15 protein-coding genes and 1 pseudogene are annotated in these 22,439 nt (G+C 57.0%); 9 read left to right on the top strand and 7 right to left on the bottom strand.

Going from position 1 to position 22,439, the window contains the following annotated elements; genetic code table 11:
• Positions 1-74: 74 nt before the first annotated feature.
• The 3 genes from EHN06_RS12265 to EHN06_RS12255 all read right to left on the bottom strand — a co-directional run bounded on the left by EHN06_RS12265 (position 75) and on the right by EHN06_RS12255 (position 4,209).
• Positions 75-1,325, bottom strand: coding sequence for a substrate-binding protein (locus EHN06_RS12265; protein ID WP_127332850.1), 1,251 nt, complete (start codon positions 1,323-1,325; stop codon positions 75-77).
• A 167-nt stretch (positions 1,326-1,492) separates the two neighbouring features.
• Positions 1,493-2,380 carry an aldo/keto reductase gene (locus EHN06_RS12260; RefSeq protein ID WP_228257295.1) on the bottom strand — a complete coding sequence of 296 codons (888 nt, stop codon included), beginning with the start codon at positions 2,378-2,380 and terminating at the stop codon, positions 1,493-1,495.
• A gap of 2 nt (positions 2,381-2,382) precedes the next feature.
• Entirely contained in the window at positions 2,383-4,209 is a 1,827-nt protein-coding gene (locus tag EHN06_RS12255) for an alpha-amylase (RefSeq protein WP_127332849.1), read from the bottom strand.
• Between the two features lie 262 nt (positions 4,210-4,471).
• Between EHN06_RS12255 and malE the strand changes: the two genes are divergently transcribed.
• From malE to malG, 3 genes and pseudogenes are all read left to right on the top strand, one after another.
• Positions 4,472-5,671, top strand: coding sequence for a maltose/maltodextrin ABC transporter substrate-binding protein MalE (gene malE / locus EHN06_RS12250; RefSeq protein ID WP_127332848.1), 1,200 nt, complete (start codon positions 4,472-4,474; stop codon positions 5,669-5,671).
• 163 nt (positions 5,672-5,834) lie between these two features.
• Positions 5,835-7,327, top strand: a pseudogene (gene malF, locus EHN06_RS12245) (maltose ABC transporter permease MalF).
• 10 nt (positions 7,328-7,337) lie between these two features.
• Positions 7,338-8,228, top strand: a complete 891-nt coding sequence (gene malG, locus EHN06_RS12240) for a maltose ABC transporter permease MalG (RefSeq protein WP_127332847.1) — start codon at positions 7,338-7,340, stop codon at positions 8,226-8,228.
• Positions 8,229-8,427: 199 nt separating this feature from the next.
• On the opposite strand, the gene malK is transcribed toward malG, so the two are convergent.
• The 3 genes from malK to EHN06_RS12225 all read right to left on the bottom strand — a co-directional run bounded on the left by malK (position 8,428) and on the right by EHN06_RS12225 (position 12,796).
• On the bottom strand, positions 8,428-9,543 hold the full coding sequence (malK, locus tag EHN06_RS12235) for a maltose/maltodextrin ABC transporter ATP-binding protein MalK (protein WP_127332846.1): 1,116 nt from the start codon (positions 9,541-9,543) through the stop codon (positions 8,428-8,430).
• A 37-nt stretch (positions 9,544-9,580) separates the two neighbouring features.
• Positions 9,581-11,191, bottom strand: coding sequence for an alpha-glucosidase family protein (locus EHN06_RS12230; RefSeq protein WP_127332845.1), 1,611 nt, complete (start codon positions 11,189-11,191; stop codon positions 9,581-9,583).
• A 231-nt stretch (positions 11,192-11,422) separates the two neighbouring features.
• Complete coding sequence (locus EHN06_RS12225) at positions 11,423-12,796, bottom strand: sodium:solute symporter (protein ID WP_127332844.1); 1,374 nt, start codon at positions 12,794-12,796, stop codon at positions 11,423-11,425.
• A gap of 184 nt (positions 12,797-12,980) precedes the next feature.
• Between EHN06_RS12225 and EHN06_RS12220 the strand changes: the two genes are divergently transcribed.
• Together EHN06_RS12220 and EHN06_RS12215 are read left to right on the top strand one after the other, a co-directional pair.
• Positions 12,981-13,301 carry a TraR/DksA family transcriptional regulator gene (locus tag EHN06_RS12220; RefSeq protein ID WP_127332843.1) on the top strand — a complete coding sequence of 107 codons (321 nt, stop codon included), beginning with the start codon at positions 12,981-12,983 and terminating at the stop codon, positions 13,299-13,301.
• 44 nt (positions 13,302-13,345) lie between these two features.
• The gene (locus EHN06_RS12215; protein WP_127332842.1) at positions 13,346-14,809 is read left to right on the top strand and encodes an SLC13 family permease; all 1,464 of its coding nucleotides are present in this window, start codon (positions 13,346-13,348) and stop codon (positions 14,807-14,809) included.
• A gap of 3 nt (positions 14,810-14,812) precedes the next feature.
• On the opposite strand, the gene malT is transcribed toward EHN06_RS12215, so the two are convergent.
• Positions 14,813-17,569: an HTH-type transcriptional regulator MalT gene (gene malT / locus EHN06_RS12210; protein ID WP_127332841.1), complete on the bottom strand. Its 2,757-nt coding sequence runs from the start codon at positions 17,567-17,569 to the stop codon at positions 14,813-14,815.
• A gap of 259 nt (positions 17,570-17,828) precedes the next feature.
• On the opposite strand from malT, the gene EHN06_RS12205 reads away from it, so the two are divergent.
• The 4 genes from EHN06_RS12205 to EHN06_RS12190 are packed head-to-tail and all read left to right on the top strand — an operon-like array spanning position 17,829 to position 22,439.
• Positions 17,829-18,629, top strand: coding sequence for a C39 family peptidase (locus tag EHN06_RS12205; protein ID WP_127332840.1), 801 nt, complete (start codon positions 17,829-17,831; stop codon positions 18,627-18,629).
• Between the two features lie 59 nt (positions 18,630-18,688).
• Positions 18,689-19,699, top strand: a complete 1,011-nt coding sequence (locus tag EHN06_RS12200; RefSeq protein WP_127332839.1) for a transporter — start codon at positions 18,689-18,691, stop codon at positions 19,697-19,699.
• Between the two features lie 37 nt (positions 19,700-19,736).
• Entirely contained in the window at positions 19,737-21,362 is a 1,626-nt protein-coding gene (locus EHN06_RS12195) for an OmpP1/FadL family transporter (RefSeq protein ID WP_127332838.1), read from the top strand.
• A gap of 45 nt (positions 21,363-21,407) precedes the next feature.
• Positions 21,408-22,439, top strand: a complete 1,032-nt coding sequence (locus EHN06_RS12190) for a MalM family protein (RefSeq protein WP_228257294.1) — start codon at positions 21,408-21,410, stop codon at positions 22,437-22,439.

Below are 22,439 nucleotides of genomic sequence, written 5' to 3'. Positions count from 1 at the left end.
TCGTTCCCTGGCGCGTATACCCGTTCATTTATCCGAGTATAACGCCGTTAGCTAAAGGTAACGACCAGGCAGGTTCAAAGAGACAGGGGCTTGCCGGCCTCCCTGCGACGGGCCTCCCATTCAGCACGGGTCTGGGCTGCTTCATCGCCGGGCATGGTATCGATGATCTCGAAATAATCGCTGCTGTATTCGTCGGCGATAATATCGTTGCGCGGGCGGATTTTGACTACATACACGGTTTGCACATTCTGGTGATCAAATTCACGCCAGACCTGCTCATCCTTGAGGAAACTGTACCGGTGGCCTTCCAGAGCCCGGATCACTGATGCCGTGTTGGTTGTCCCGGCACGTTCTACAGCGTCCTTGTATTGATAGACAATGCTGTACGCGGAAGCTGCCGCCGTGGAGGGGCGCATTTCGTAACGGGCCGAGAAGGCTTCTACAAATTGTTGTCCACGGGGATAATTGAATTCGTAAGGCGCATTCCATACCCAAGGCACTCCACCTACGATACCTTCCATAATGGTCGGGCCTACCTGGCGGGCCATGCCCAGGGTGAGGTTCGGAACGACGACCTGCATTTTTTCGGTCAGTCCCATTTCGTAGGCAACGTTAATGGCACGTACCATATCGTCACCAAACAGTACCATCATCAGTACCTTGGCGTTACTTTCTTCAGCCTGTTCGAGGGCTTCGCGGAAGTCACTGATCAGGGCGCGAGGGAAGGGGGTTTTTACGCCGGCGTGTCGATTGCTGTCTTCCGTGCCGGTGAACTGCCTGACGGACTTCTCGACAGACCAGCCCCAGGTGTAATCGGCGGTGATATAGAAATATTCATCATTTCCATGATTGGTCGTGAGGTATTTGCTCAACGCTTTGGCGCTCATCCAGGCGTTATAGGGCTCTCTGAACATGTGGGAGTGGCCGTCTTTGCCGGTGGTGGCGTTGGAGTAGGTCAGCGTTCCGAAATAAATCCGATTGCGATCCCTGGCGGCCTTGCCGGAGGCGATGGCAACGGCGCTGGATACACCGCCAAACAGCATGCTGACGCCTTCTTGGTCGATCAGCTCGGCCGTATTTTTTGCACCACGCTCAGGTTCGCCCGCGGTATTGCGGATCACCAGCTCCAGCGGCTGCCCCATCACACCGCCGGCTTTGTTGATTTCGTCGACGGCGAGAAACGCACCAAGGCGCTGTTGCAGTCCCTGATCCTTGTAACGTCCGGTTTGTGGGTAGTTCAGTCCTATTTTCAGGGTTTCCGCTGCAGTTGTGGTCGTAACCAGCAGTAGGAGTAATAGGGGAACGAAAAGCTTCTTGCAGTTCATCTGCGAAGGTCTCCTAAGTCGTGCCGGGCCGGGAAACACAGGCCCTTGATATTGTTTTTGTAGAGCAGGACCAGTTTCGCGGGTGTCTGCGAGAGCAACAATCGTACTAAAGTGGAAGCTTGTGTAACGATTTGTCAGAGGTTGATGGCGGTCGCAAAACTTGCGCGTCAGGCGACAGCCATATTGCGAGCGGATTCCAGAAGCCGATACCAGAGTGGGCGGGGTAGCTGGCTTCGGGCGCCGTGCAGCGCGCAGCGGATCCTGTCAGGATTCATGGACCCGATCACTGGTACGGGGGTTCCTGGAATCTGCCTTAACCAGGCGATGGCCAGAGCGGTTTCATCCAGCCCGGTTTCCTCCCGGGCCCTGCTGAGAAGATCGGCGGGAATCCGCTCCGCCAGGTTGCCGCCACCGAGCGGAGACCAGGCCAGCCAGCGTATCCCGTCAGTAAGGTGGGCTTCCAGGGTGCCGTCGAACAGTGGGGTGGTGTGGGTTAGGGACAGCTGGCTTTGGTTGCACACCAGTGGCAGCCTGGTGTTTCGGGCCAGCCACCGCCACTGCTCGGGCAGGAAGTTGGATACGCCAATTTGACGCACCTTCCCCGCGGATACCGCATCCTCCAGCACCCGGGCTACCTCTGCCGCCTGCAGCAATGGGTCAGGCCGGTGGATCAGGAAGGTATCAATCCGTTCCACGGATAATGACCCGAGGGCCTTGTCGATGGCGTTCCCCAGGTAATCGGCTTCGGCCCGGTAGTGCTTTACCTGCCAAGGTGTGCTGTCCTGGACAGCGGGCACGATACCCGCTTTGGTGATAACGCGAACCCGTTTGGTCAGGGTGGGGTGTGCCCGCAATGCGTCACCGAACAGCTTTTCACATTGGCCGGCACCGTAGATATCGGCATGGTCGAACACGTTAAGTCCTTCATCCAGCCGGGCGGCTACCCAGTCAGCGAGCCTGGCCGGTTGAGTTAGCTCCGGATGATTGTGGAGACGCATCATTCCCAGAATCAGCGGTGTTTCCGGTGTAAATCCTGTTGCTGTAGTGTCTTGCATGATTACTCCCTGCCAAAGGCAATGACAACGCGGTCATCGCCGTGAATTCTCGAGAAGACATAAGGTTTGGTGCCAAGGCGTTTATGCTTCCCGGCGCCAATGGCCGGGTGGCGCGCGCGGAACTGCCCCAGCTTTTTCCAGTGAGACAAGACCGGCTCTGCCTGGCCGCTTTCGATATCGGTCCAGTTCATGTCCGAACGGGTTCCCTGGTGGCCGTCTGAACCGGTCGGCCCGAACTGGCGCCCGGTTTCATCCCCGTAAAATATCTGGCTGGTACCGGGAGTAAACAGCAGCGCGCTGGCCACTCGCTTTTGCAATACGGGGTCGTTATCAGCAATTCGACTGAACAACTGAGTGTCATGGGAGGAAATGTAGCTCATCACGTTAAAGGGTGTATCGCCATTCAGCTTTTTCGCATAATCGCTGTAGATCGGCTCCATGGCGGGAAGGCAGGCCGCACCGGCATGGGCTTCTTCCTGCAGGTCAAAGTTGATGACGGCATCGAAGCCGGCATCGAAGTAACGGCTGCGGGTGACCGTATGAGGAAACACCTCGGCCACCATCCAGAAATCCTCTGCCGGTAACGGTTGTCCGGGGTTGTTGCTGCGATAGGTATCCAGCGCGTTTTGGGCCTGGGCTTTCAGCGTCTGCCAGGCTTCCGGTTCTACGTGTTTGGCGGTATCTACCCGGAAACCGTCGACGCCGAATTCCCGCACCCAGTCCGTCAGCCAGGTGACCAGATAATCCCGGACCGTTGCACCCTCAAGCTGCCTGGCGCCGGTATTGTCCTTGTTCTGGAGGAATACCGGAAGGTCAACCACCTGGGAGGATCCGGTCTTGAAATCCGGCAGGAATGCGAGGGAGCCCCGTATCGGATCAATGGAGGCATTCGGCGGTGTATCGTAGTCACCGATGCCGGCGCGTACCCAATCCTTGCCCCACCAGTTGCTCCAGTTCGAATGGTCATAATCGATCAGTGCGTGGTAGGCGTGAAAGTTCTCCCAGGATTCCGGTCGCCAGTCTCCCCACAGTTCCGGCAGGTGCTTTTCGAAGCCGTCACGAAGCCCGCCAAAATTGAAGGTTTGCATGTCCTGGAGTGTGGCATAGCCGGGGTGGTTCATGACCATATCCATAACCACACGAATACCGCGGGCGTGGGCTTCCTTGACCAGCGTGCGGAATTCCTCGCGTGTGCCGAAGTTGGCGTCGGGCCGGGTAAAATCCAGGGCGTAATAACCGTGGTAACCGTAGTGCTGGAAATCCCCCCGGTCGCCACCACCAACCCAGCCGTGAATCTGTTCGAAGGGTGGGGTGATCCAGATAGCGTTGACGCCCAGCTCGTCGAGGTAATCCAGCTTTTCGGTCAGACCCGCGAAGTCGCCGCCGTGGAAGGTACCGATTTCGTCTTTGCCGTCGGGTTTGCGGCCATAGTTCCAGTCGTTATCAGTGCGGCCGTTGGCGAATCGATCGGTCACGGTAAAATAAACCGTGGCACCGGCCCAGCTGAAGCTTTGTTCCGGAGCGTTGGCGGCCTCAAGCAGTAACAGACCTTCGGCTTCCGGGGCGGGTGTCAGGGTGACTTCACCATTTTGCACCCGGGCCTTTTTGCCACTGTAGAAATCCCGCACCCATTCTCCGTCGGCAAAAGTATCACCTACCGAAACGGTCATTGCGGACTGTGTGGCGGTACGCAGGCCGTCGCTGGTTGACGTGGTCGGGTTGTCAGAGAGTGGGGGGGCTGCCTCAAACTGGCCGCCAGCGCAGCCGGCAAGGGAGAGACACGTCACAAGGCTGGCGGCTAACCTGAGTTTTTTCGGGGTCTGGTTCATGCAATGGGCTCCGGTTCCGTTTATTGTTGTGATACCGCAATCAAACCAGACTTGGAGGAAGGGGGGTAGACTGAATTCACTACGCCTCACTACTCCCCCGTTCTACGCCTCAGGGAATGAAAACAGGGCTGATGCCAGCAACGGCAAATTGCAACACAGTTCGGTTACTCGCAATAAAAAGATTTGCGTTAAGCCCGTCCGGCCAACCTCGTGCCAGGGCGGACAACAAGAATAAGGCTAGAACAAGTAGAGGAATAACCTGATGAATCGTCGAATTTTTATCCGCAGCACGCTCGCCGCTTCCATTGTTGCAGCAACTTTTGGCCTGTCCGCTCCTGCCCACGCCGAGATCGAGGAAGGTAAACTTCTGATCTGGATCAACGGCGACAAGGGTTACGATGGTCTGCAGGAAGTGGGTAACTGGTTTACTGAGGAAACCGGTATTCCTGTTGAAGTGGCTCACCCCGACAGCGCCACCGACAAGTTCCAGCAGTCCGCCGCCACCGGCAACGGCCCGGATATCTTTATATGGGCACACGACCGCTTTGGTGAATGGGCCCAGAGCGGCATTATCTCCGAGGTCAAGCCGTCACAGCGGGTCATTGATGCCAATTTCGATTTCACCTGGGATGCGGTGACTGTCGACGGCAAGATGTATGGTTACCCCATGGCAGTGGAGTCTATCGGGCTGATCTACAACAAGGATCTGGTGCCCGAGCCGCCGAAGGCATTCGAGGACATTCCCGCCCTTAATAAGAAACTCGCGGAGGACGGTAAGCGCGCCATTCTGTGGGATTACAACAACACCTACTTCACCTGGCCGATGATTGCCGCGGCTGGTGGTTACATCTTTGCCCAAAACGACGATGGCACCTACGACGTGAAAGATACTGGTGTTAACAACGAAGGGGCCCTGAAAGGCGCCAACATGCTGGCCACGCTGATTGAAGAAGAGGTAATGCCCCGTGGTGCGGATTACAGCGCCATGGAGTCCGGCTTCAACAAGGGCGAAGTTGCCATGATGATCAACGGCCCCTGGGCGTGGGGCAACCTGGAGAAAAGCGGTATCAATTTTGGCGTTACCACTCTGCCGACCGTTGATGGCCAGCCAAGCAAGCCGATGGTGGGTGTCATGGCGGCAACGCTGAATTCCGCAAGCCCGAACAAGGACCTGGCCGTTGAGTTCCTGGAGAGCTACGCGCTGTCGGTCAAGGGGCTGAAGATGGTGAATGACGATGTGCCTCTGGGTGCCGTTGCCAACAAGGAATTCATGGACGAGCTGTCGTCTGACCCTAATATTGCTGCAACCTTCGAGAACGCCGAACTGGGCGAGCCCATGCCGAGTGTGCCCGCCATGGGCGCGTTCTGGTCATCTATGGGGCCGGCTTTGCAGAACATCACTTCTGGAAGACAATCCGTTGAGGATGCCTTGAACTCCGCAGCACAGCGCATTACCCGGTAATGTAGGGCCGAAGCGCCGTCAGCCTTCCGGCTGCCGGTACTTCGGGTGTTGCTGACCTGTTGTTGAACACCTGCCGCCGCCGATTGAGGCGACGGCTTTAAACGGGCTGACTACAATGATAACGGAATCCCTGTCCTCCTTCGGACCCGAAAGCAAACTTCCAATGATGCGAATTATTCTTAAGTGGGGTGCTCTGGCCGCGTTAGTGGGAATGGCGCTCTACCTGATAGTGGCGCTCTATGCCCAGCAGGAATTTGTGTTTGCGATGCTGTTCCTGGTACTGACGACATCAGCGATATTTGTCTTCGTACACAAGAAACTGTACGCCCACCGCTATATTTTCCCTGCCATAGCGGGTATGGGACTGTTTGTTATTTTCCCGCTGATGTACACGGTGGGTATCGGTTTTACCAACTACAGTGCCAGTAACTTGCTCAGCTTTGAACGTGTACAGGAAAACCTGCTGGACCGGACCTATCAGTCCGAATCCGTGCGTTACAACTACGAACTTTATGACACCGACGCCGGTTATGTGATCTATCTGGAAGGGGAGCACCAGGACCTGATCACACCCCCCTGGAACTGGATGGCTCGGAAGAAAGCCTGCCCGCGCTGCCGGCTTCAAAGAGGCCGGCAGGAGACCCTCTGGCTATGCGGGATATCATCCAGCTTCGTTCAAAACTGGGCAGCCTGGACCTGCTGACAGAAGATGGCCGCGAGCTGAGCATGGCGAGCCTGCGTTCATTCGCCGCGATTCATGACCAGTTCATGCTGCACGATAATGGCAGTATTACCAACAACCAGACGGAAGTGACCTATTTCCCGGACCACGACACCGGCTTCTATCGTAGTGCCGATGGTGAAACCTTGTCGCCAGGCTGGACGGTGAATATTGGCTGGGACAACTATCTGAAGGTGGTTTCCGACCCTACCATTCGCGGGCCGTTTTTCGAGATCTTCGTGTGGACGCTGTCCTTTGCGGTAGCGACGGTGGTGTTTACCCTTGCGCTTGGGCTTCTGCTGGCGAACCTGCTGCAGTGGGATCAGATCCGGGGCAAGGGTTTCTACCGTACCATGTTGATCCTGCCTTATGCGGTACCGGCGTTTATTTCAATCCTGGTGTTCAAGGGGCTGTTTAACCAGAACTTTGGTGAAATCAACCTGGTGCTGGAAGGACTGTTCGGGATGCGTCCGGACTGGTTCAGCGACCCGGCACTGGCCCGAACCATGATCCTGATCGTGAATACCTGGCTTGGCTATCCCTACATGATGTTGCTCTGCATGGGCTTGCTGCAGGCGATTCCACGGGATCTCTATGAGGCATCCGCGATGGATGGGGCCGGGCCGGTGAACAACCTGTTCAATGTCACTCTGCCGCTGATTATCAAGCCGCTGATGCCGCTGTTGATCGCAAGCTTCGCGTTCAATTTCAACAACTTCGTCCTGATCGCCCTGTTGACAGGTGGTGCGCCCGATATTATCGGTGCCAGCACACCCGCAGGCACCACAGATTTGCTGGTGAGTTACACCTACCGCATTGCGTTCCAGGATTCCGGACAGAACTTTGGCCTGGCGGCTGCCATCGCCACAGCCATCTTCCTGGTGGTTGGCGCCCTGTCGCTGATCAACCTGAAACTGTCCAAAGTCAAAGTATAAGGAGCTACCCATGGCGATGGTTCAACCCCGCTCCACCAAGTATCGCGTTCTGGCGTCCCATCTCGGGATGCTCGGGTTCATCGTGATCATTCTCTTTCCACTGCTGATGGTGATTTCCATCTCCTTCCGCAGTGGTAACTTTGCCTCCGGCAGTCTACTGCCGGATAACCCTTCGCTTGAGCACTGGTATCTGGCGCTTGGTATACCTTATACCGGCGAAGACGGTACGGTGACCCAGCCGCCGTTTCCGGTGCTGTTGTGGCTGTGGAACTCCATCAAGATCGCGGTGGTTTCCGCAGTACTGATCCTGGCGTTGTCCACCACCAGCGCCTACGCCTTCGCCCGCATGCGGTTTGCGGGCAAGGGCTTTGTGCTCAAGTCCATGCTGATCTTCCAGATGTTTCCGCCGGTGCTGTCTCTGGTGGCGCTGTATGCCCTGTTTGACAAGATAGGCAATCACGTCAGCTGGCTGGGGCTGAATACCCATGGGGCGGTGATCGTTGCTTCGCTGGGGGGCATGGCACTGCATATATGGACCATCAAGGGCTACTTCGATTCCATCGACCGCTCCCTGGAAGAGGCCGCCATTGTGGACGGGGCGACGACCTGGCAGGCGTTCCGCTACATACTTTTGCCGTTGTCCGTGCCGATTCTGGTGGTGGTGTTCATTCTGGCGTTTATCATGACCATCATGGAGTACCCAATGGCCTCAGTACTGTTAGTCGATACCGACAAGCTGACTCTGGCGGTGGGTGCGCAGCAGTATCTCTATGAGCAGAACTATTTGTGGGGCGATTTCGCAGCGGCGGCGGTGCTTTCTGGCCTGCCGATTACTGTCATTTTTCTCTACTGCCAGAAATGGATTGTGGGCGGTTTGACCGCCGGTGGCGTCAAGGGCTGACGCCGTTGTTCCCCTGGCTTCTCTGAAGTCTCCCTCCCGGGCCATGATGGAAGATTCCCCATGGCCTTTCCGCGACCCCTGCGTCTTCCAGCGTTAACTTTCGCGACCCGGTCAGGCTGAATCCCCCCTACTGACCGGGCTTTTTTACGGCCAAAAAAAAGGGGGCTGTTGCAGCCCCCCGGAATGGTGTCAGTAAGGTTTAGAAATCTATGCAGGGTTCCTGGAAAAGGCGGGGGCAGGCACTGCCATCCTGACGGAACAGGTGGCACTTGTTGGCATTCATCCCCAACGTAACCGGCGTGCCTTCCTGTACCGGGTTGCCGCCGTCAGTCCGCATGGTAATGACGCCCTCCACATTATTCATGACCAGGTGCACCAGCGTCTGATAACCGAGGCGCTCGACCACGTGAACCTCACCCTCCAGGTACATGTCGGCCTCCTGGTTTTCGCTCAGATGCTCTGGGCGGATACCCAGGGTTACTGTTTCGCCTTCGGTAAGTTCTGAACCGTTTACCGGCAACTCCAGGCGATGGTTGCCCGGCAATACGACGGTTGCAGACTGGCTGCTCGCAGATGCGACCGTGCAGTCGATGAAGTTCATCTTTGGTGAGCCGATAAACCCGGCAACAAAGCGTGTTGCCGGGTAGTGGTAAAGCTCCATGGGCTTGCCGACCTGGGCGATGGCACCGTTGTCCAGGGCAACGATCTTGTCGGCCATGGTCATGGCCTCCACCTGATCGTGAGTCACATAGATCATGGTCGCGCCCAGGCGCTTGTGCAGTCGGGAAATCTCGATGCGCATCTGAACACGCAACGACGCATCAAGGTTGGATAGCGGCTCATCGAACAGGAACACCGCTGGCTCGCGAACAATGGTGCGGCCAATGGCAACCCGCTGGCGTTGGCCGCCGGACAGGTCTTTGGGTCTGCGTTCAAGCAGTTTGTCCAGCTGTAGCAGGTTTGCCGCATCCTGGACGCGGCGTTTGATTTCCGTCTTGTTGGTCTTGGCGAGTTTCAGGCCAAATGCCATGTTCTCCGCCACATCCATATGCGGGTAGAGAGCATAAGACTGGAATACCATACCCACTTCCCGCTCTTTTGGAGGGAGGTTGTTTACCCGCTCGTTGCCGATGTACATGTCGCCTGAAGTGATGTCTTCCAGTCCTGCGACCATTCGCAACAGAGTGGATTTGCCGCAGCCCGACGGGCCGACAAAGACCACGAACTCGCCATCTTCAATATCCAGGTTCACGTTACGTGTCACCTGGACCTCGTCATAACTCTTGCAGATATTGCGTAAGGTTACGCTGGCCATAACTAGCCTCTTCTTGTTTGATCTGTGTAATGCTATCTCAGCCCCGGGCGATGTCCACGCCCCAGGCCCCAAGTTGCAGTTCCTGTCCATGCCACTGGCCACCGACAAAGTCCGGTGTACCGGTCAGGGGCGTCGCTCCTGGCATTTTGAGGGTGACTGGTCGTTCGCTTAGATTAAGGGCGATTACTAACGTTTCCCCACGGTAGCTACGGGTATAGACAAGGGAGTTTTTCGGTGCCTTGAGGAAGTGGATGTCGCCTTTGAGCAGCACCGTTTGCTCACGGCGCCACGCGAGAAAAGCGCGATAGGCTTCCAGAACCGAGTTGTCCTCGTCGTGCTGAACGGTGACAGCGGCATCATAATGATCATCATAAACCGGAAGCCAGGGGCGCACATTGGAAAAGCCACCATGGGTTTCCTGGTGGTGCCAGACCATTGGTGTACGGCAGCCATCCCGCCCCTTGTATTCCGGCCAGAAATTGATGCCGTAAGGATCCACCAGATCTTCATAATCCAGCTCTGCTTCGCTCAGCCCCAGCTCCTCCCCCTGATAAATGCATACGCTGCCGCGCAGGGTCAGCAGCATGGCCATATAGGCCTTGAGTTGCTGTTCAGATCTGGCTCCCCAGCGGGTAGAAACCCGGGTTACATCATGGTTGCCGATTGCCCAGCAGGGCCAGCCATCGGTGAGCTTGTCTTCAATGGTGTTGATGGTTTTTCGGAAAAAGTCCGCACCGTGTTGTTCGGTCAGAAGATCGAACGAGTAGGCCATGTGTAGCTTGTTGCCGCCACTGGTGTAGTCCGCCATGGTCTGAAGTGAATGGTCATCACCGATCTCGCCAACGGTAGTCGTACCTGGGTATTGGTCAAGCAATGCACGCAGGCGCCTGAGAAAATCCAGGTTTTCCGGTTGGGTCTTGTCGTGTTTGTGGAGCTGATAGGCGTAGGGGTTCTCCTGGCGAACGCCAATGGAGCCCTCTGCCACAGACTGACTCGGAGGGTTGTCCCTCAGCTTGCGGTCGTGGAAGCAGAAGTTAATGGCGTCAAGCCGGAATCCGTCTACACCCCGGTCCAGCCAGAACTTCACATCGGAAAGTACCTGGTCCTGAACTTCCGGATTGTGGAAGTTCAGGTCGGGCTGGCTGGCCAGAAAGTTATGCATGTAATATTGCTTGCGGCGACTGTCCCAGGACCACGCCGGGCCTCCGAATACAGACAGCCAGTTGTTGGGTACGGTTCCGTCCGGTTTGGGGTCAGCCCACACGTACCAGTCTGCCTTGGGATTGTCGCGGCTGGTGCGGCTTTCCACAAACCAGGGATGCTGGTCGGAGGAATGGCTGAGTACCTGATCGATCATGATCTTCAGGCCACGTTCGTGGGCCTCGGCAATCAGTGAGTCGAAATCCTCCAGAGTGCCGAAAATCGGGTCAACGTTACGATAATCAGCCACGTCGTAGCCGAAGTCTTTCATTGGCGATGTGAAGAACGGCGACAGCCAGATTCCATCCACATTCAGGCTGGCGATGTAGTCCAGCTTGGCTGTGACCCCGGGTAGATCGCCGATGCCATCACCGTTCGAGTCGTAGAAGCTGCGTGGATACACTTGATAGATGACGGCGCCGCGCCACCAGTCCGGGTTCCTGATCATTTTTCCTCACTTACACCCTGATGGTGAAAATTATTATTTACTCCGTATCTGTCCATAGTGCGTCGGGGCTGGCAAGCGTTCATCCTCCTGTCTGACTTTTTGTTGGCGTAGACGGGGGGAGGAGGGGGGCGTAGGAGGGCGGAGGCAGTATTAGCCTCCTTTTCAAGCGAATGACTACAACGGCGAGGGTCTGACCGGACACCCGAAACTGTCCGGCCGGTTCCTGGAGGTTTAAGCTGCTGGTTTCCGTCCCGCGAGGGTTGCCAGCAACGCACTGGCGACCGCCGAGAAAAACAGCGCCCCTAGGAAAGGGGGCAGGGTTGGAATGGCTCCGGGAAAGCTGGCTGCCTGCAGGCCGGCGATCAGGGTGCCGCCGCCAATCCAGCCAGGCAGAATGGCGCCGACCAGTCCGGCCAGCCCGCCACCTACGGCTGCGGTTGTCGACATTCTTTTCCAAAGTCCCATGAGCACCGGAATAACGGCGGTTGCACACAGCAGGTCGGCGATCAGGAACAGCCGCAGGACGGAGATGCCCTGCAATGCCACCAGCACCACGGGAATCATTAGCAACACCGTAATCCAGCGGGCAGAAGTTAACGACAACCCTTTTTTCTCGGTTACTGCCAGGGAGGCGAGAGCATTCTGCAGGGTATCCACCGAAGAAGCGACCAGTGTAAGCGCCAGTACCAGGGCCGGGATGGTCAGCCAGGCCGGTGCACCCGAAAGCATGGCAAAGAATGGAATGGGAGGGGAACCCAGGTCAGTACCGCTCATTGCCGCTGCAATTCCCAGAGATCCGACCACGGCCACTACCGCAATGGTAATGATACCGCCAAAGAAGGCCCCGCGCTGTAGCGAGGAGGTATCGCGGGCAGACCAGAGGCGCTGCCAATATCCCTGATGAAACAGGTTGGCGGCAGTCACTGCAATAACCAGTGTCAGAGCTACCCCGAGTGCGCTGACCACCGGTACGGAAGCTGCATTTCCCATGCTCACTTCCGGAAGCCTGTCCGCGGCGACCACGCCCACGATGCCAAGCAGGGCGATCAGCAGGACTGCTTGCCACTGATCGGTCACAATGCTGGCCCGCAGCCCTCCCCAGGCGGTGTAGATCAGGGTGGCTACAGCCACACCGACAACGGCGACGTTACCGTTGATATCTGAGAGCAGGGACGTTATTGCGCCGATGGCCGTTAATTCCGCGGTCAGGAAGCAGAGCATGTACAGAACGGAAATCAGGGAAACATAGCGACGGACAGTCTGGCCATAGCAGGCCTCCGCAAACTCGCCGATACTGCGTCCCTGAGGAAGGAATCGCCGGATGGCGGGACCGCAAAAAGCAAATACAATGAATGGCAGTGCAGCCCCCAGTGCGTAGCCGGCCAATGCCAGGGGGCCGACCAGGGCACCGACCTCCGGTGGCGCGAACAGTATCCACCCGCCCATGCCCGACGCCAGGAAACTGAAGCCCAGGGCCCGTGCCCCCTGGGAGTTTCTGGCGGTGACAAAGTCATCCAGGCCGCCATCCGCCAGTCTCGCGCGAACGCCGAGCCAGGTGAACAGAATGAGAGCCACGGCTATAGCCGCTGTGGTTGTGTATAGCATCCGATTTGCTCCGCCGAAGTGATGGGCGAGATAGTGCCATATCTGCGGTGGTTCAGCGAGGTCCTGAGGTGAGGCGGGGAATTTACCTGGGCTGTAACTTTGACAATCATTCTTTCAGGGTTCAGCTTATCATTTAGGTTTATGGCTCAATGATATAATTGACCAATAGCCGCGGAGGTTTGCCATGACTAACCGACAATCAGAACTTGAAACCCTTCGGGCGGATCTCAAGGCCCGCCTTTCCCGCTTCAAAGCCCACCAACACCGTGAGGATGGGGCCCTGGAAAAGGATTTTGAAGAACAGGCGGTGCAGACCCAGAATGATGAAGTGGTGGATTCACTGGAATCGGAGACCCGCTCCGAGTTGGCTCAGATTGAACATGCACTGGAGCGTATCCGCCAGGGTGTGGGTGATGAGTGCGAATACTGTGGCGAAGAGATTGATCCGCGCCGGCTTCAGGTCCTGCCTTATACGACTGTTTGTGTGGATTGTGCCGATGGCTGACCGACACGTAGAAAAAGCCATGTACGGTTGAGGGAAACCTGCCTATGTCTGCTGTGCCTGAGCGGGAAAAGCAAAAAGACGGTTTGCCCAAAAGTCAGCTGATCGGCTTGTTTCTGGGGCCGCTGTTTCTGCTGCTTACCCTGGTGCTGCCGGCCCCTGAGGGAATGAACGATGCCGCCTGGGCCGCGACCGGAATGATGTTGCTGATGGCAACCTGGTGGTCGACGGAAGCCATTCCGATTCCGGCCACAGCGCTGTTGCCGATTGTATTGGTGCCTGCGTTGGGCCTGGGCTCCGTCAGGGAAGCCACCGCGCCTTATGCCAATCCAATTATCTTCCTGTTTCTGGGTGGCTTTACGCTGGGGCTGGCAATGCAGCGCTGGAACCTTCACCGGCGGATTGCACTGCTGACGCTGCGGTCGGTGGGGGATAAACCCAAGCGTCAGATTGCCGGGTTCATGATTGCAACGGCCTTCCTCAGTATGTGGGTCAGTAATACCGCGACGTCAATCATGATGTTACCTATTGGTTTGTCCGTGATCGCCATGATGGAGAGCTCGGAGACTGACGGGCTGCGTAGGTATGCGACGGCGCTTTTACTGGCGATTGCCTACTCCGCAAGCATTGGTGGCATTGCCACACTTATCGGTACCCCACCCAATGCGCTTTTGGCTGCTTATCTCAGCGAAAATCAGGGGGTATCCATTGGTTTTGCCCAATGGATGCTGATTGGCGTTCCAGTTACCGTGCTGATGTTGTCGCTGACCTGGTGGTGGTTGACCCGGAAGGATTTTGGCCTGGCCAGTCACGGTGACAGCGGCGCCTTGATTCGTGACGAACTGGCGGCTCTCGGTCCGTTACAGAAAGGGGAAAAATTGGTTGGTATCGTGTTCGTGCTCACAGCTTCCGCCTGGATTTTCCGGCCGCTTCTGTCGGACGGGCTGATGCCATGGCTCAGTGATACTGGTATCGCTATTGCGGCTGCCCTGGCCATGTTCCTGATTCCCGTCAATGTAAAAGAGCGGCTATTCGTGCTGGACTGGGAAACCGCTCAGGGCATTCCCTGGGGTGTGTTACTGCTGTTCGGGGGAGGCTTGGCAATGGCCGGTGTGATCAGCAGTTCCGGGCTGGCCGAGTGGATTGCCGAGAGCCTGAGTGTTGCCGGTCACCTTCCTGCCATTATTATGATTGTTCTGGTCGCCGGCGTGATCATTTTCCTGACGGAAGTGACAAGCAATACCGCTACGGCGGCTGCCTTCCTGCCATTGCTTGGCGCATTGGCAATGTCCCAGGATCTGTCGCCCCTGTTGTTAACGGTGCCGGCGGCGATAGCTGCGAGCTGTGCATTCATGATGCCGGTGGCTACCCCGCCGAATGCTATCGTGTTCTCAAGCGGCTACATCAAGATCCAGGACATGATCCGTGCGGGGTTTGCGCTCAACATCATGGGCATTGTTGTGGTGACCCTGTTGAGCTATCTGTTGCTCGGGCTGGTGTTCAGCCTGTAGCACTTATTCCCCCTGAATCTTGCTCAGAAGGTCCTTCGCCAGTTCAATGGCTTCCGCACGGTGGCTGATGTTCTGTTTCTGGTACAGGCTGCGAATGTGGGTCTTCACCGTGGTGGAAGCCACTTTCAGGTGTTCCGCGATCTGGTCGTTGGACAGGCCGGCATAAATCAGGCTCAGGATCTGCCATTCCCGGCGGGTGAGGGGGGACGTGCGGATCAGTTCCGGCACATCCGGACGATCGATGATGTCCTGAATTATGGCCTCGTCCAGTGAGATTCGAATAGCACGGCTGAAGTCCCGCTGTTGCTGGGCCAGTTGAATCAAACGTTCGGCGCGCTGGAGCTCCATGCCATCAATGGCTTCTTCGTTGATCAGCGCTTTCAGGATAACGATCAATACCTTGCCCATGCGCAGGAAACTGCCCACTGCCCCGGTGGTGCTGGCTAACGTCAGCGCTGTTTTCATGTGGACCAGAGCCTGATCCCGCTTCTCCGTTTGCCAGAACAGGTAGGCAAGGGCAATGTGATTGCGGTTGAGGTCGGTTTTCAACCCGATTCGCTCCGCCACTTCCGTCAGTGACTCCAGTAATGGCAGCGCCGGTTCGAATTGCCCGAGGCTCATTAACGCCCGTGCCCGGTTGCGGCCGTTGCATTGATGGAAATGGTTGGTCGCCGATGCCGGATCGCAGGGCGGCGCGATGGTTAGCCAGCGCTGAATGGAGTCGTGGTCACGGACAGCATCCCAATAGGTCAGCATGGTGGCGTGGGCATTGGCGACCCAGTCCAGATGGTAATCGCCGGCCGCCAGCATTTTCTGGATCCGGCTGATATAGTCGGCGCACAGACTCTGCCGGCCCCGGGCATGGGCCACCTTGGCCAGTGACGTATGGCTCTGGACATACCAGCGCTCGCCCTGTGCCTCCAGAATCTCGATCCCCTGCAATGCACAGCGCTCGGCGCTTTCCAGATGATGCCATTCCCACATGATCTGGCTACGAATGCGGAACAGGAACTCCAGAATGGGCAGGTGATTGAGGTGGTTCTCCTCCGCGTACTGAAATGCCCGTTCCTGGATATTATAGGCCTTCTGCAGTAACCCCATGGCCACGCTGATCTCGGATTGCTGACACAGGGCCCATAGAACATTCTGATGCGCGTGGTGAGTGCGGGCGAGGTGTTCGGTATCCTGCATCCGTGCCAGTGCCTCATCAAGCTGGCCCTGAACGAACAGGGCCTCACCGATCACGGATGCGGCTGCAACCCTTGAAGTGGGGAGGAACCGCGCTTCCTGATTGATTGCTTCTCTTGCCAGCACCAGGGCTCGCTCATGGTCCCCGTAGTTCATGGCAACCTGGGCCCGAATGGCACTGAATTCCCCTTCAATTGCCCGCTGGGTATCGTCGGTCATGGAGGCCTGCAGCCGGGCTTCCGCAGCAGACAGCCAGTTCTCCACCTCGTCGAACTTGTATTGCCCCTGGGCAACCCAGGCCCGCAGCAGAGTCAATGTGGGATCCTGCGCGATGATGTCCTGGGGCAGTGTGTCGAGGCAACGCTGGAGCAGGGTGAACTGTCCCTCGGTAAAGAATTTGCGGCCGTGGGCGGTCAGGACCCGGATAATACGGTCCGCATCTTTTGCCGCAATGGCGTGTTTGGCCGCTTCCTCGGCATGATCGAGCTCCAGCCACGCATCGACGGCGCGCTGGTGAAGTTCCTGTTGGTTTTCCTGTGTGGTACAGCTGAGCAGGTGGCGTAAGTACACCGAAAAAAGCGGATGATAACGGAACCAGAGGGCTGAATTGTCCACAGGGGTGATAAACAGCCCCATGCCCAGAAGGCTGCTGAGCAAGGCCTGGCCATCGCTGTCATTCATCACCCGCATGACCATGGCAGCATTGAAGCGATCAAGGATGCTGGTGCGCAACAGGAAGATCCGTTGCTGCTCGGTCAGCCCCTGGCCAAGCAGTTCGTCAAAGTAATCGAATATATACTGGTTACCATGGGCCAGTTGGTCTACGAAGTCACTGAACTCTATGCTGGTGGCTGCTGAGGCGGACAGCAGCTGAAATGCGGATATCCATCCTTCCGAACGCCTCACCGCACGTTCGATACTTTCCCGGGAAACCTCGAAGGGCAGCCGGCTCTCAAAATACTGTTGTGCCTCGTCAGCGCCGAATGCCAGGTCGCGAGTGGTTATTTCACTCATCCGCCCCTGCATTCGCAGCTGAGCCACGCCCACTGGTGGCATGGTACGGCTGATCAATACCAGGGTCAGGTACGCGGGAATATGACGAAGCAGGAAACGCAGGCTGTCATGGATGTCCTGATTGCTGATCAGGTGATAGTCATCAAGCACGAGGTAAAGCGGTTCGTCATCCTGTGGCAACTCTGCCAGCAGATCGGTCAGAAAAGATTCCAGACCGGAATAGCCATCGTTCTGTAGCGTTTCCAGAGTGCCGGTACAGCTGCCCGGCACCTGTACCTCAAGCGCCTGGGCCAGGTAGCCGGCAAACCGGGCGGGATCATTGTCCCCGCTCTCGAGCCGGTACCAGGCAGCTCTGGCCTCCAGTGCCCGGAGCCTGTCGGCCATGGTTGTGGTTTTACCGTAACCGGCTGGCGCGTGCACCAGTAGCAGGTTTACGGGGGCCAGTCCGTGCAACAGGTCATTGAACTTCTCTCTGGGGAGGAGTGCCGTTGGTGACTGGGGAGGCTGATTTTTCGCAGCAATAAATGTCAGGCGACCCGGGCTAAGTGTTGTTGTCATCAGGATCTTCAAGTTGGGTTAAAGGCAGTTCTAATGGGTGTGATACCGGCTTTCGGTTCCGCCGTCAACTCCGTGCCGATCCATGGCGATGCCTTGAACCAGTTCTCAAAACCATGCTCCACGGCCTCTTCTGCAGCGATAGATTTGAGGCACAGTTATCTTTAAGGGGCAGGGCTTTTCGGTATCTTACCGTAACAATATGTAACTCAAGAACGCGTGCGATAGACCGTGATAAATAATAACAGGGACTTCTTCTGACATGCTGCTGGTGCTCGCCGGATCCATCCTTACTTTCACCATGGTGCAGGAAGCCACCGTGGTGGAGCCGTTTGATAAAGGGACGGTGGTCATCGAACAGGATGTCGACCGCAGCCCGGTCAAGCTGCGATCGGATGTTCGGGTGGAACCCCTGGTGGAGCAGAAGTTCCGCAATATTGTCCGCCAGGCCTATGACTACAGTTGCGGCAGCGCGGCGCTGACCACCGTGCTGAATTTCTATCTGGGGCGGACACTGAACGAGCGGCAGGTAATGGAGGGGCTGCTTCATTACGGGGAGAGCGAACGGATCGTGCAGCGCCGTGCCTTTTCCATGCTGGACATGAAGCGCCTGGTGACCGCCCTGGGATATCCGTCCGGTGGATTCCGGGCCTCCATTGAGGATCTGATCGACCTGGATCACCCCGCCATCGTTCCGATTCACCACGCCGGCTTCAAGCATTTTGTTGTGCTCAGGACCATCCGCGATGGCCGGGTGTATCTCGCGGACCCGGCCGTGGGGAATATTTCCTTCACTCTGGCCCAGTTCGAAGAAAAGTGGGACGACAACGTCTTGTTCATTGTGTTTCCCGGCAGCGACCAGCCCCTGGATTACCTGGAGCTCAAGGAAGAGGACTTGCGTTTCATAGATGATCAGACCATGACTCTGCTCGCGCTTCAGCGAGTGCCCGAGTTCCATGAATCAACTGCAAGGCGCATTCAAAACCTGCTTGAACGCCAGAAAAACAACCCGGATGGCAGCGTGGAGAACACCCGTAAGCAGCTTCATTACCGCCGGAACTAATGGCCCGGATTCAGTCTCCGGGAATCAGGAATAATAAAACCAGAATTTAGGGAGTCAGGATGAATCGTTGGTTTGCGCGAGGTTTTATCCTTTGTTCGATAGCTGGGCTGCTGCCTGGGGTCGCCGTATCACAGGAAGGCAATGTTGATCAGGCGAGGGAAGCACTGGCAAAACAGGAAGGCGATGAGGATTCCACTCGTCAACTTGAAGAAGTCTTCCAGGCCTCGGAGAAGAACTATTCACTTCAGAAAAAGGGCTCCCATGCCCTGAATTATTCCTTTGATTACAGTTATACCGCCGACCAGCGGCTGGATCTGGCCATTACCAACGGTTCGGTTCGCAACCTGGATGTGGTGCCCTCGGCGACCCACAGCTTTACCAACGCTTTTTCCTACGACTATGGCCTTCTGGATAACCTGACCGTGGGTACGCGAGTGCCGCTGGTGGTGAAGTATGACACTCAGGACGAGCTCAATGTTTATGATTTCGGCGATATTTCCCTGACCGCCCGCTGGCAGCCGTTTGCCTATGTTCCGGGCAAGATGTCTACCACATTTTTTGGCACGCTTACGTCAAAGACCGGTGTCAGCCCCTATGAGATCGACATCAATGAGCAGCTGTCCACCGGTAGTGGCTATTATTCAATCGGCGGTGGTGCAAGCCTTTCCAAGGTGCTGGACCCGGTGGTGGTGTTCGGTTCTCTCGGTGCCACCTACAACGTAACCGAGTCCGGTCTGCAGCAGGTCCGGGGAGCGCGGTTGCTGGAGAAGGTGGAGCCGGGGTTCGGGCTGTCAGGCTCTGCCGGGTTTGCCTACTCATTGTCTTACGACATTTCCCTCAGTGTCTCCGCACAGCTCAGCTACAGCGATGAAACCATCCTCAGTTTCACGAATGGTGACCAGGCGGTCGCCCAGGACCAGATGACCGGTTTTCTCAGTTTTTCACTGGGCACCCGTGTCAGTGACACCACCATCGTGAATACCAGCCTGGGTATCGGCCTGACTGAGGATGCCCCGGACTTTTCTCTGGGGGTGTCCCTGCCCATTAATTTCTCCGGCCTCAAAGAGTGATCGAAGTCGCTGACGTTTTACGGGAAGGGAAGACTCCATGGGAATGACCAGCCACAACAAGCGGATTCTCGGGGCGGTGATCGCCACGACCATCTCCTGTGGTGCCGAGGCCCAGCTCGCGCAGAACCTGACGATCCACCCCAAGGCCCTGGCGCTGGGGAATGCGGTGACGGCGGATCCGCCCGGAATCATGGCGATTCACTATAATCCGGCGGGCCTGACCAAGCTGGAAGGACGCCAGCTTGAAGTAAACCTGATGAGCGTTTATCTCGATGTCGACGCCGATTTCCATGCCCCGGAAGGCTACGAAATATTCGGCATTGATGGCCTGGAAACGGACCCGCTCACCGGCGATCAACGGGACCCGGTTGCTAATAGCCATAGTCACACCAATAACGTGGCGTTGTACCTGCCTGGGTATGGCATCCTGCGTGCCCCGCCAGGGCCGGCAATCGCGCCATCGGCGGGCATCAGCATAAACCCGCCAGGATCCAAGCTGACCTTCGGCAACGCGTTCTATCTGCCGCTGGCGGCGGGATTTTACCGGGACAAGGACGATCCGGGTCGCTATCAGCCCCAGGCGACGGCCCTGCAAAGGACCACCTATCTTGCCCCCACCGTTGGCTATGAGATCAATGACGAGTGGTCCGTGGGCGCCGGGATTCACCTGTCCCATATGGGGATTGCCGCCGACCAGTACATGCGAGCGCCCAATATGCTGCTGGGGGTGGCTGAAGTACTTCAGGATGCCTTTAACTGTGAGAGTGGTGACGAGCCACTCCAGCCCTGGCTGGCGTTATGCGGCGGTAACGTGGGCCCCTGGGATGACATTGGCGCCTTGAGTATCGATGTTCAGGAGACCCTGTCTCCCACCTATACACTCGGGGTGATATGGGAGCCGACCGACTGGTTTAGCTGGGGTGCGAGCTACACGTCTGAAGCGGATATGAATCTCAAGGGCACCTTCGAGATTGAGTACACCGATGACTGGTCGGGCTTCTGGCAGAGTGTGAACGGCTCGGTTCTTGGTGCGATTACGTCCGCCATTCTCAGTTTGCCTTCCGGTGCCCCCCGTGAGGCCGGTAATGTCAGCATGGATCTGGTGTACCCACAGCATTTCCAGACCGGTATCAGTGTGGATGTCCACCCGAAATTGACAGTGAATGTGGATGCCGGCTGGACCGACTACAAACAGTGGGATGCATTCGTATTCCGCTTTGACCGCAACCTGGAATTCCTCAACGCGGCACGCATCCTGTCTCCGGACAATGCCACACCGAGCACCCTGCGGCTGCCCCTGGGCTTCACCGACCAGTGGAACTGGGCGTTTGGGGTGGAATTTCATGCTTCATCCCGCCTGGACCTGCGGGCCGGGGTAGAGATCCGCGATTCGGTGATTCCCGATGACCAGCGCTCCATTATGGCGCCTTTTGGGGGGGCCAACCTGTACAGCATTGGTATGGGGTACCGGTGGGACAAGGACACCGAAATTGATATGAATCTGAGTTACCTCCAGTCCATCGAGACCATTCCGGCGGATACCAGTTGCAATATCAACTGTGACAATATTACTAATATCATCTACAACCCTTATGCCGGGCTGGATGTGAAAACCTCGTTGCGTGTGGTGATGGCGGGGCTCAGTTTCCGAACCAAATTCTGACGTTTACCCAGGAGTTTGGTTGCATAGTCAAGGTGATCAACAGGTATGTCCAACAACCGGTTCCCGGACACGGTAATTTATGCCGTAACGATGGCCCTGGCCGTTGTGTTGCTCACCGGCTGTCAGACCGGTGGAAGCACAGCGTCCTCACGGGAAGGGTATTTCACCTGGGTGGATGATAAGGGGCGGGTCCAGCATTCCCGGATTATTCGCGAATCCGAGCCGGATTCCGAAGACCGGATTCCGGAGCAGGATCGCAGCGAACCCTCGGTTTCCGCAGATCACCCGGAGTTCAACCTGGAAAACTATCCGGATGGGAACGAGCTGGAACGGCGGGGTTATGTCCGCCCGGGAGAGCCCCAGCCATACTTCACCTGGCAGGACGCCGAAGGCAATATCCGCACAAGCTATTATCAACCGGACACCCGGTCCGAGGTGGAAAAGGGACGAATCAAGCCGCCCGTCAAGCTGACCCCGGCCAGTATCTATCAACGCAGCGATTCCCCAACACCCGTTGCGGAAAGGGAAGGGGGCGATCCGGATGCCTTTGCCATTCTGGGTATTGAGAGCGTCGGAGACGGCTTCCTTGAGCGTTGGTCAGAGCATTGTTGTGAGGTCTTCGGTCGGGGGGATGTCGAGGACTGGCACAGTGATCGTGAGTTTGGTCTGATTCTCGACGACGGTTCTCCGGTTCATGAGTTTATGACCGGGCGCAGTCCGTATGGCCTGATTCGTGTTCCCGCTGGAGGAGAGAAGCGGGATTTCATCATGCGGCTGCGATCTTTTGCGGACGACGGGATGTTTGTACCCTCAGTCGCTTTTCTGGATAAGACCATGAAACCGGTGAGAATCGTGACCGACCTGGTGGCGGACTATGTCCCGGAAACCTGGCACCGCCGTGGTTACCTGGAATCGTTTATTCCGGTGTTTCCCGGGCACGGTGAGCGCTGGATCGTGATCTTCACCCGGGACAAGGACCTGCGGGAACAAACCGTTATCGAGGATGAGCGTGGCCCCCGGGCGATTCAGCACAGGCTGCAGGGCGAGCTGGGCCTGGCAGAGGTCCGCGAGCGTTAG

The sequence above is a fragment of the Marinobacter sp. NP-4(2019) genome (genome assembly GCF_003994855.1).
Classification (GTDB): Bacteria; Pseudomonadota; Gammaproteobacteria; order Pseudomonadales; family Oleiphilaceae; genus Marinobacter.
Note: the sequence above shows the minus strand (reverse complement) of the source record. Positions and strands in the feature narration are given on the sequence as shown.

Coding starts and splice junctions, on each gene's coding strand:
- EHN06_RS12265 (WP_127332850.1), bottom strand. CDS start 1,325: ATGAACTGCAAGAAGCTTTTCGTTCCCCTATTACTCCTACTGCTGGTT.
- EHN06_RS12260 (WP_228257295.1), bottom strand. CDS start 2,380: ATGCAAGACACTACAGCAACAGGATTTACACCGGAAACACCGCTGATT.
- EHN06_RS12255 (WP_127332849.1), bottom strand. CDS start 4,209: ATGAACCAGACCCCGAAAAAACTCAGGTTAGCCGCCAGCCTTGTGACG.
- malE (WP_127332848.1), top strand. CDS start 4,472: ATGAATCGTCGAATTTTTATCCGCAGCACGCTCGCCGCTTCCATTGTT.
- malG (WP_127332847.1), top strand. CDS start 7,338: ATGGCGATGGTTCAACCCCGCTCCACCAAGTATCGCGTTCTGGCGTCC.
- malK (WP_127332846.1), bottom strand. CDS start 9,543: ATGGCCAGCGTAACCTTACGCAATATCTGCAAGAGTTATGACGAGGTC.
- EHN06_RS12230 (WP_127332845.1), bottom strand. CDS start 11,191: ATGATCAGGAACCCGGACTGGTGGCGCGGCGCCGTCATCTATCAAGTG.
- EHN06_RS12225 (WP_127332844.1), bottom strand. CDS start 12,796: ATGCTATACACAACCACAGCGGCTATAGCCGTGGCTCTCATTCTGTTC.
- EHN06_RS12220 (WP_127332843.1), top strand. CDS start 12,981: ATGACTAACCGACAATCAGAACTTGAAACCCTTCGGGCGGATCTCAAG.
- EHN06_RS12215 (WP_127332842.1), top strand. CDS start 13,346: ATGTCTGCTGTGCCTGAGCGGGAAAAGCAAAAAGACGGTTTGCCCAAA.
- malT (WP_127332841.1), bottom strand. CDS start 17,569: ATGACAACAACACTTAGCCCGGGTCGCCTGACATTTATTGCTGCGAAA.
- EHN06_RS12205 (WP_127332840.1), top strand. CDS start 17,829: ATGCTGCTGGTGCTCGCCGGATCCATCCTTACTTTCACCATGGTGCAG.
- EHN06_RS12200 (WP_127332839.1), top strand. CDS start 18,689: ATGAATCGTTGGTTTGCGCGAGGTTTTATCCTTTGTTCGATAGCTGGG.
- EHN06_RS12195 (WP_127332838.1), top strand. CDS start 19,737: ATGGGAATGACCAGCCACAACAAGCGGATTCTCGGGGCGGTGATCGCC.
- EHN06_RS12190 (WP_228257294.1), top strand. CDS start 21,408: ATGTCCAACAACCGGTTCCCGGACACGGTAATTTATGCCGTAACGATG.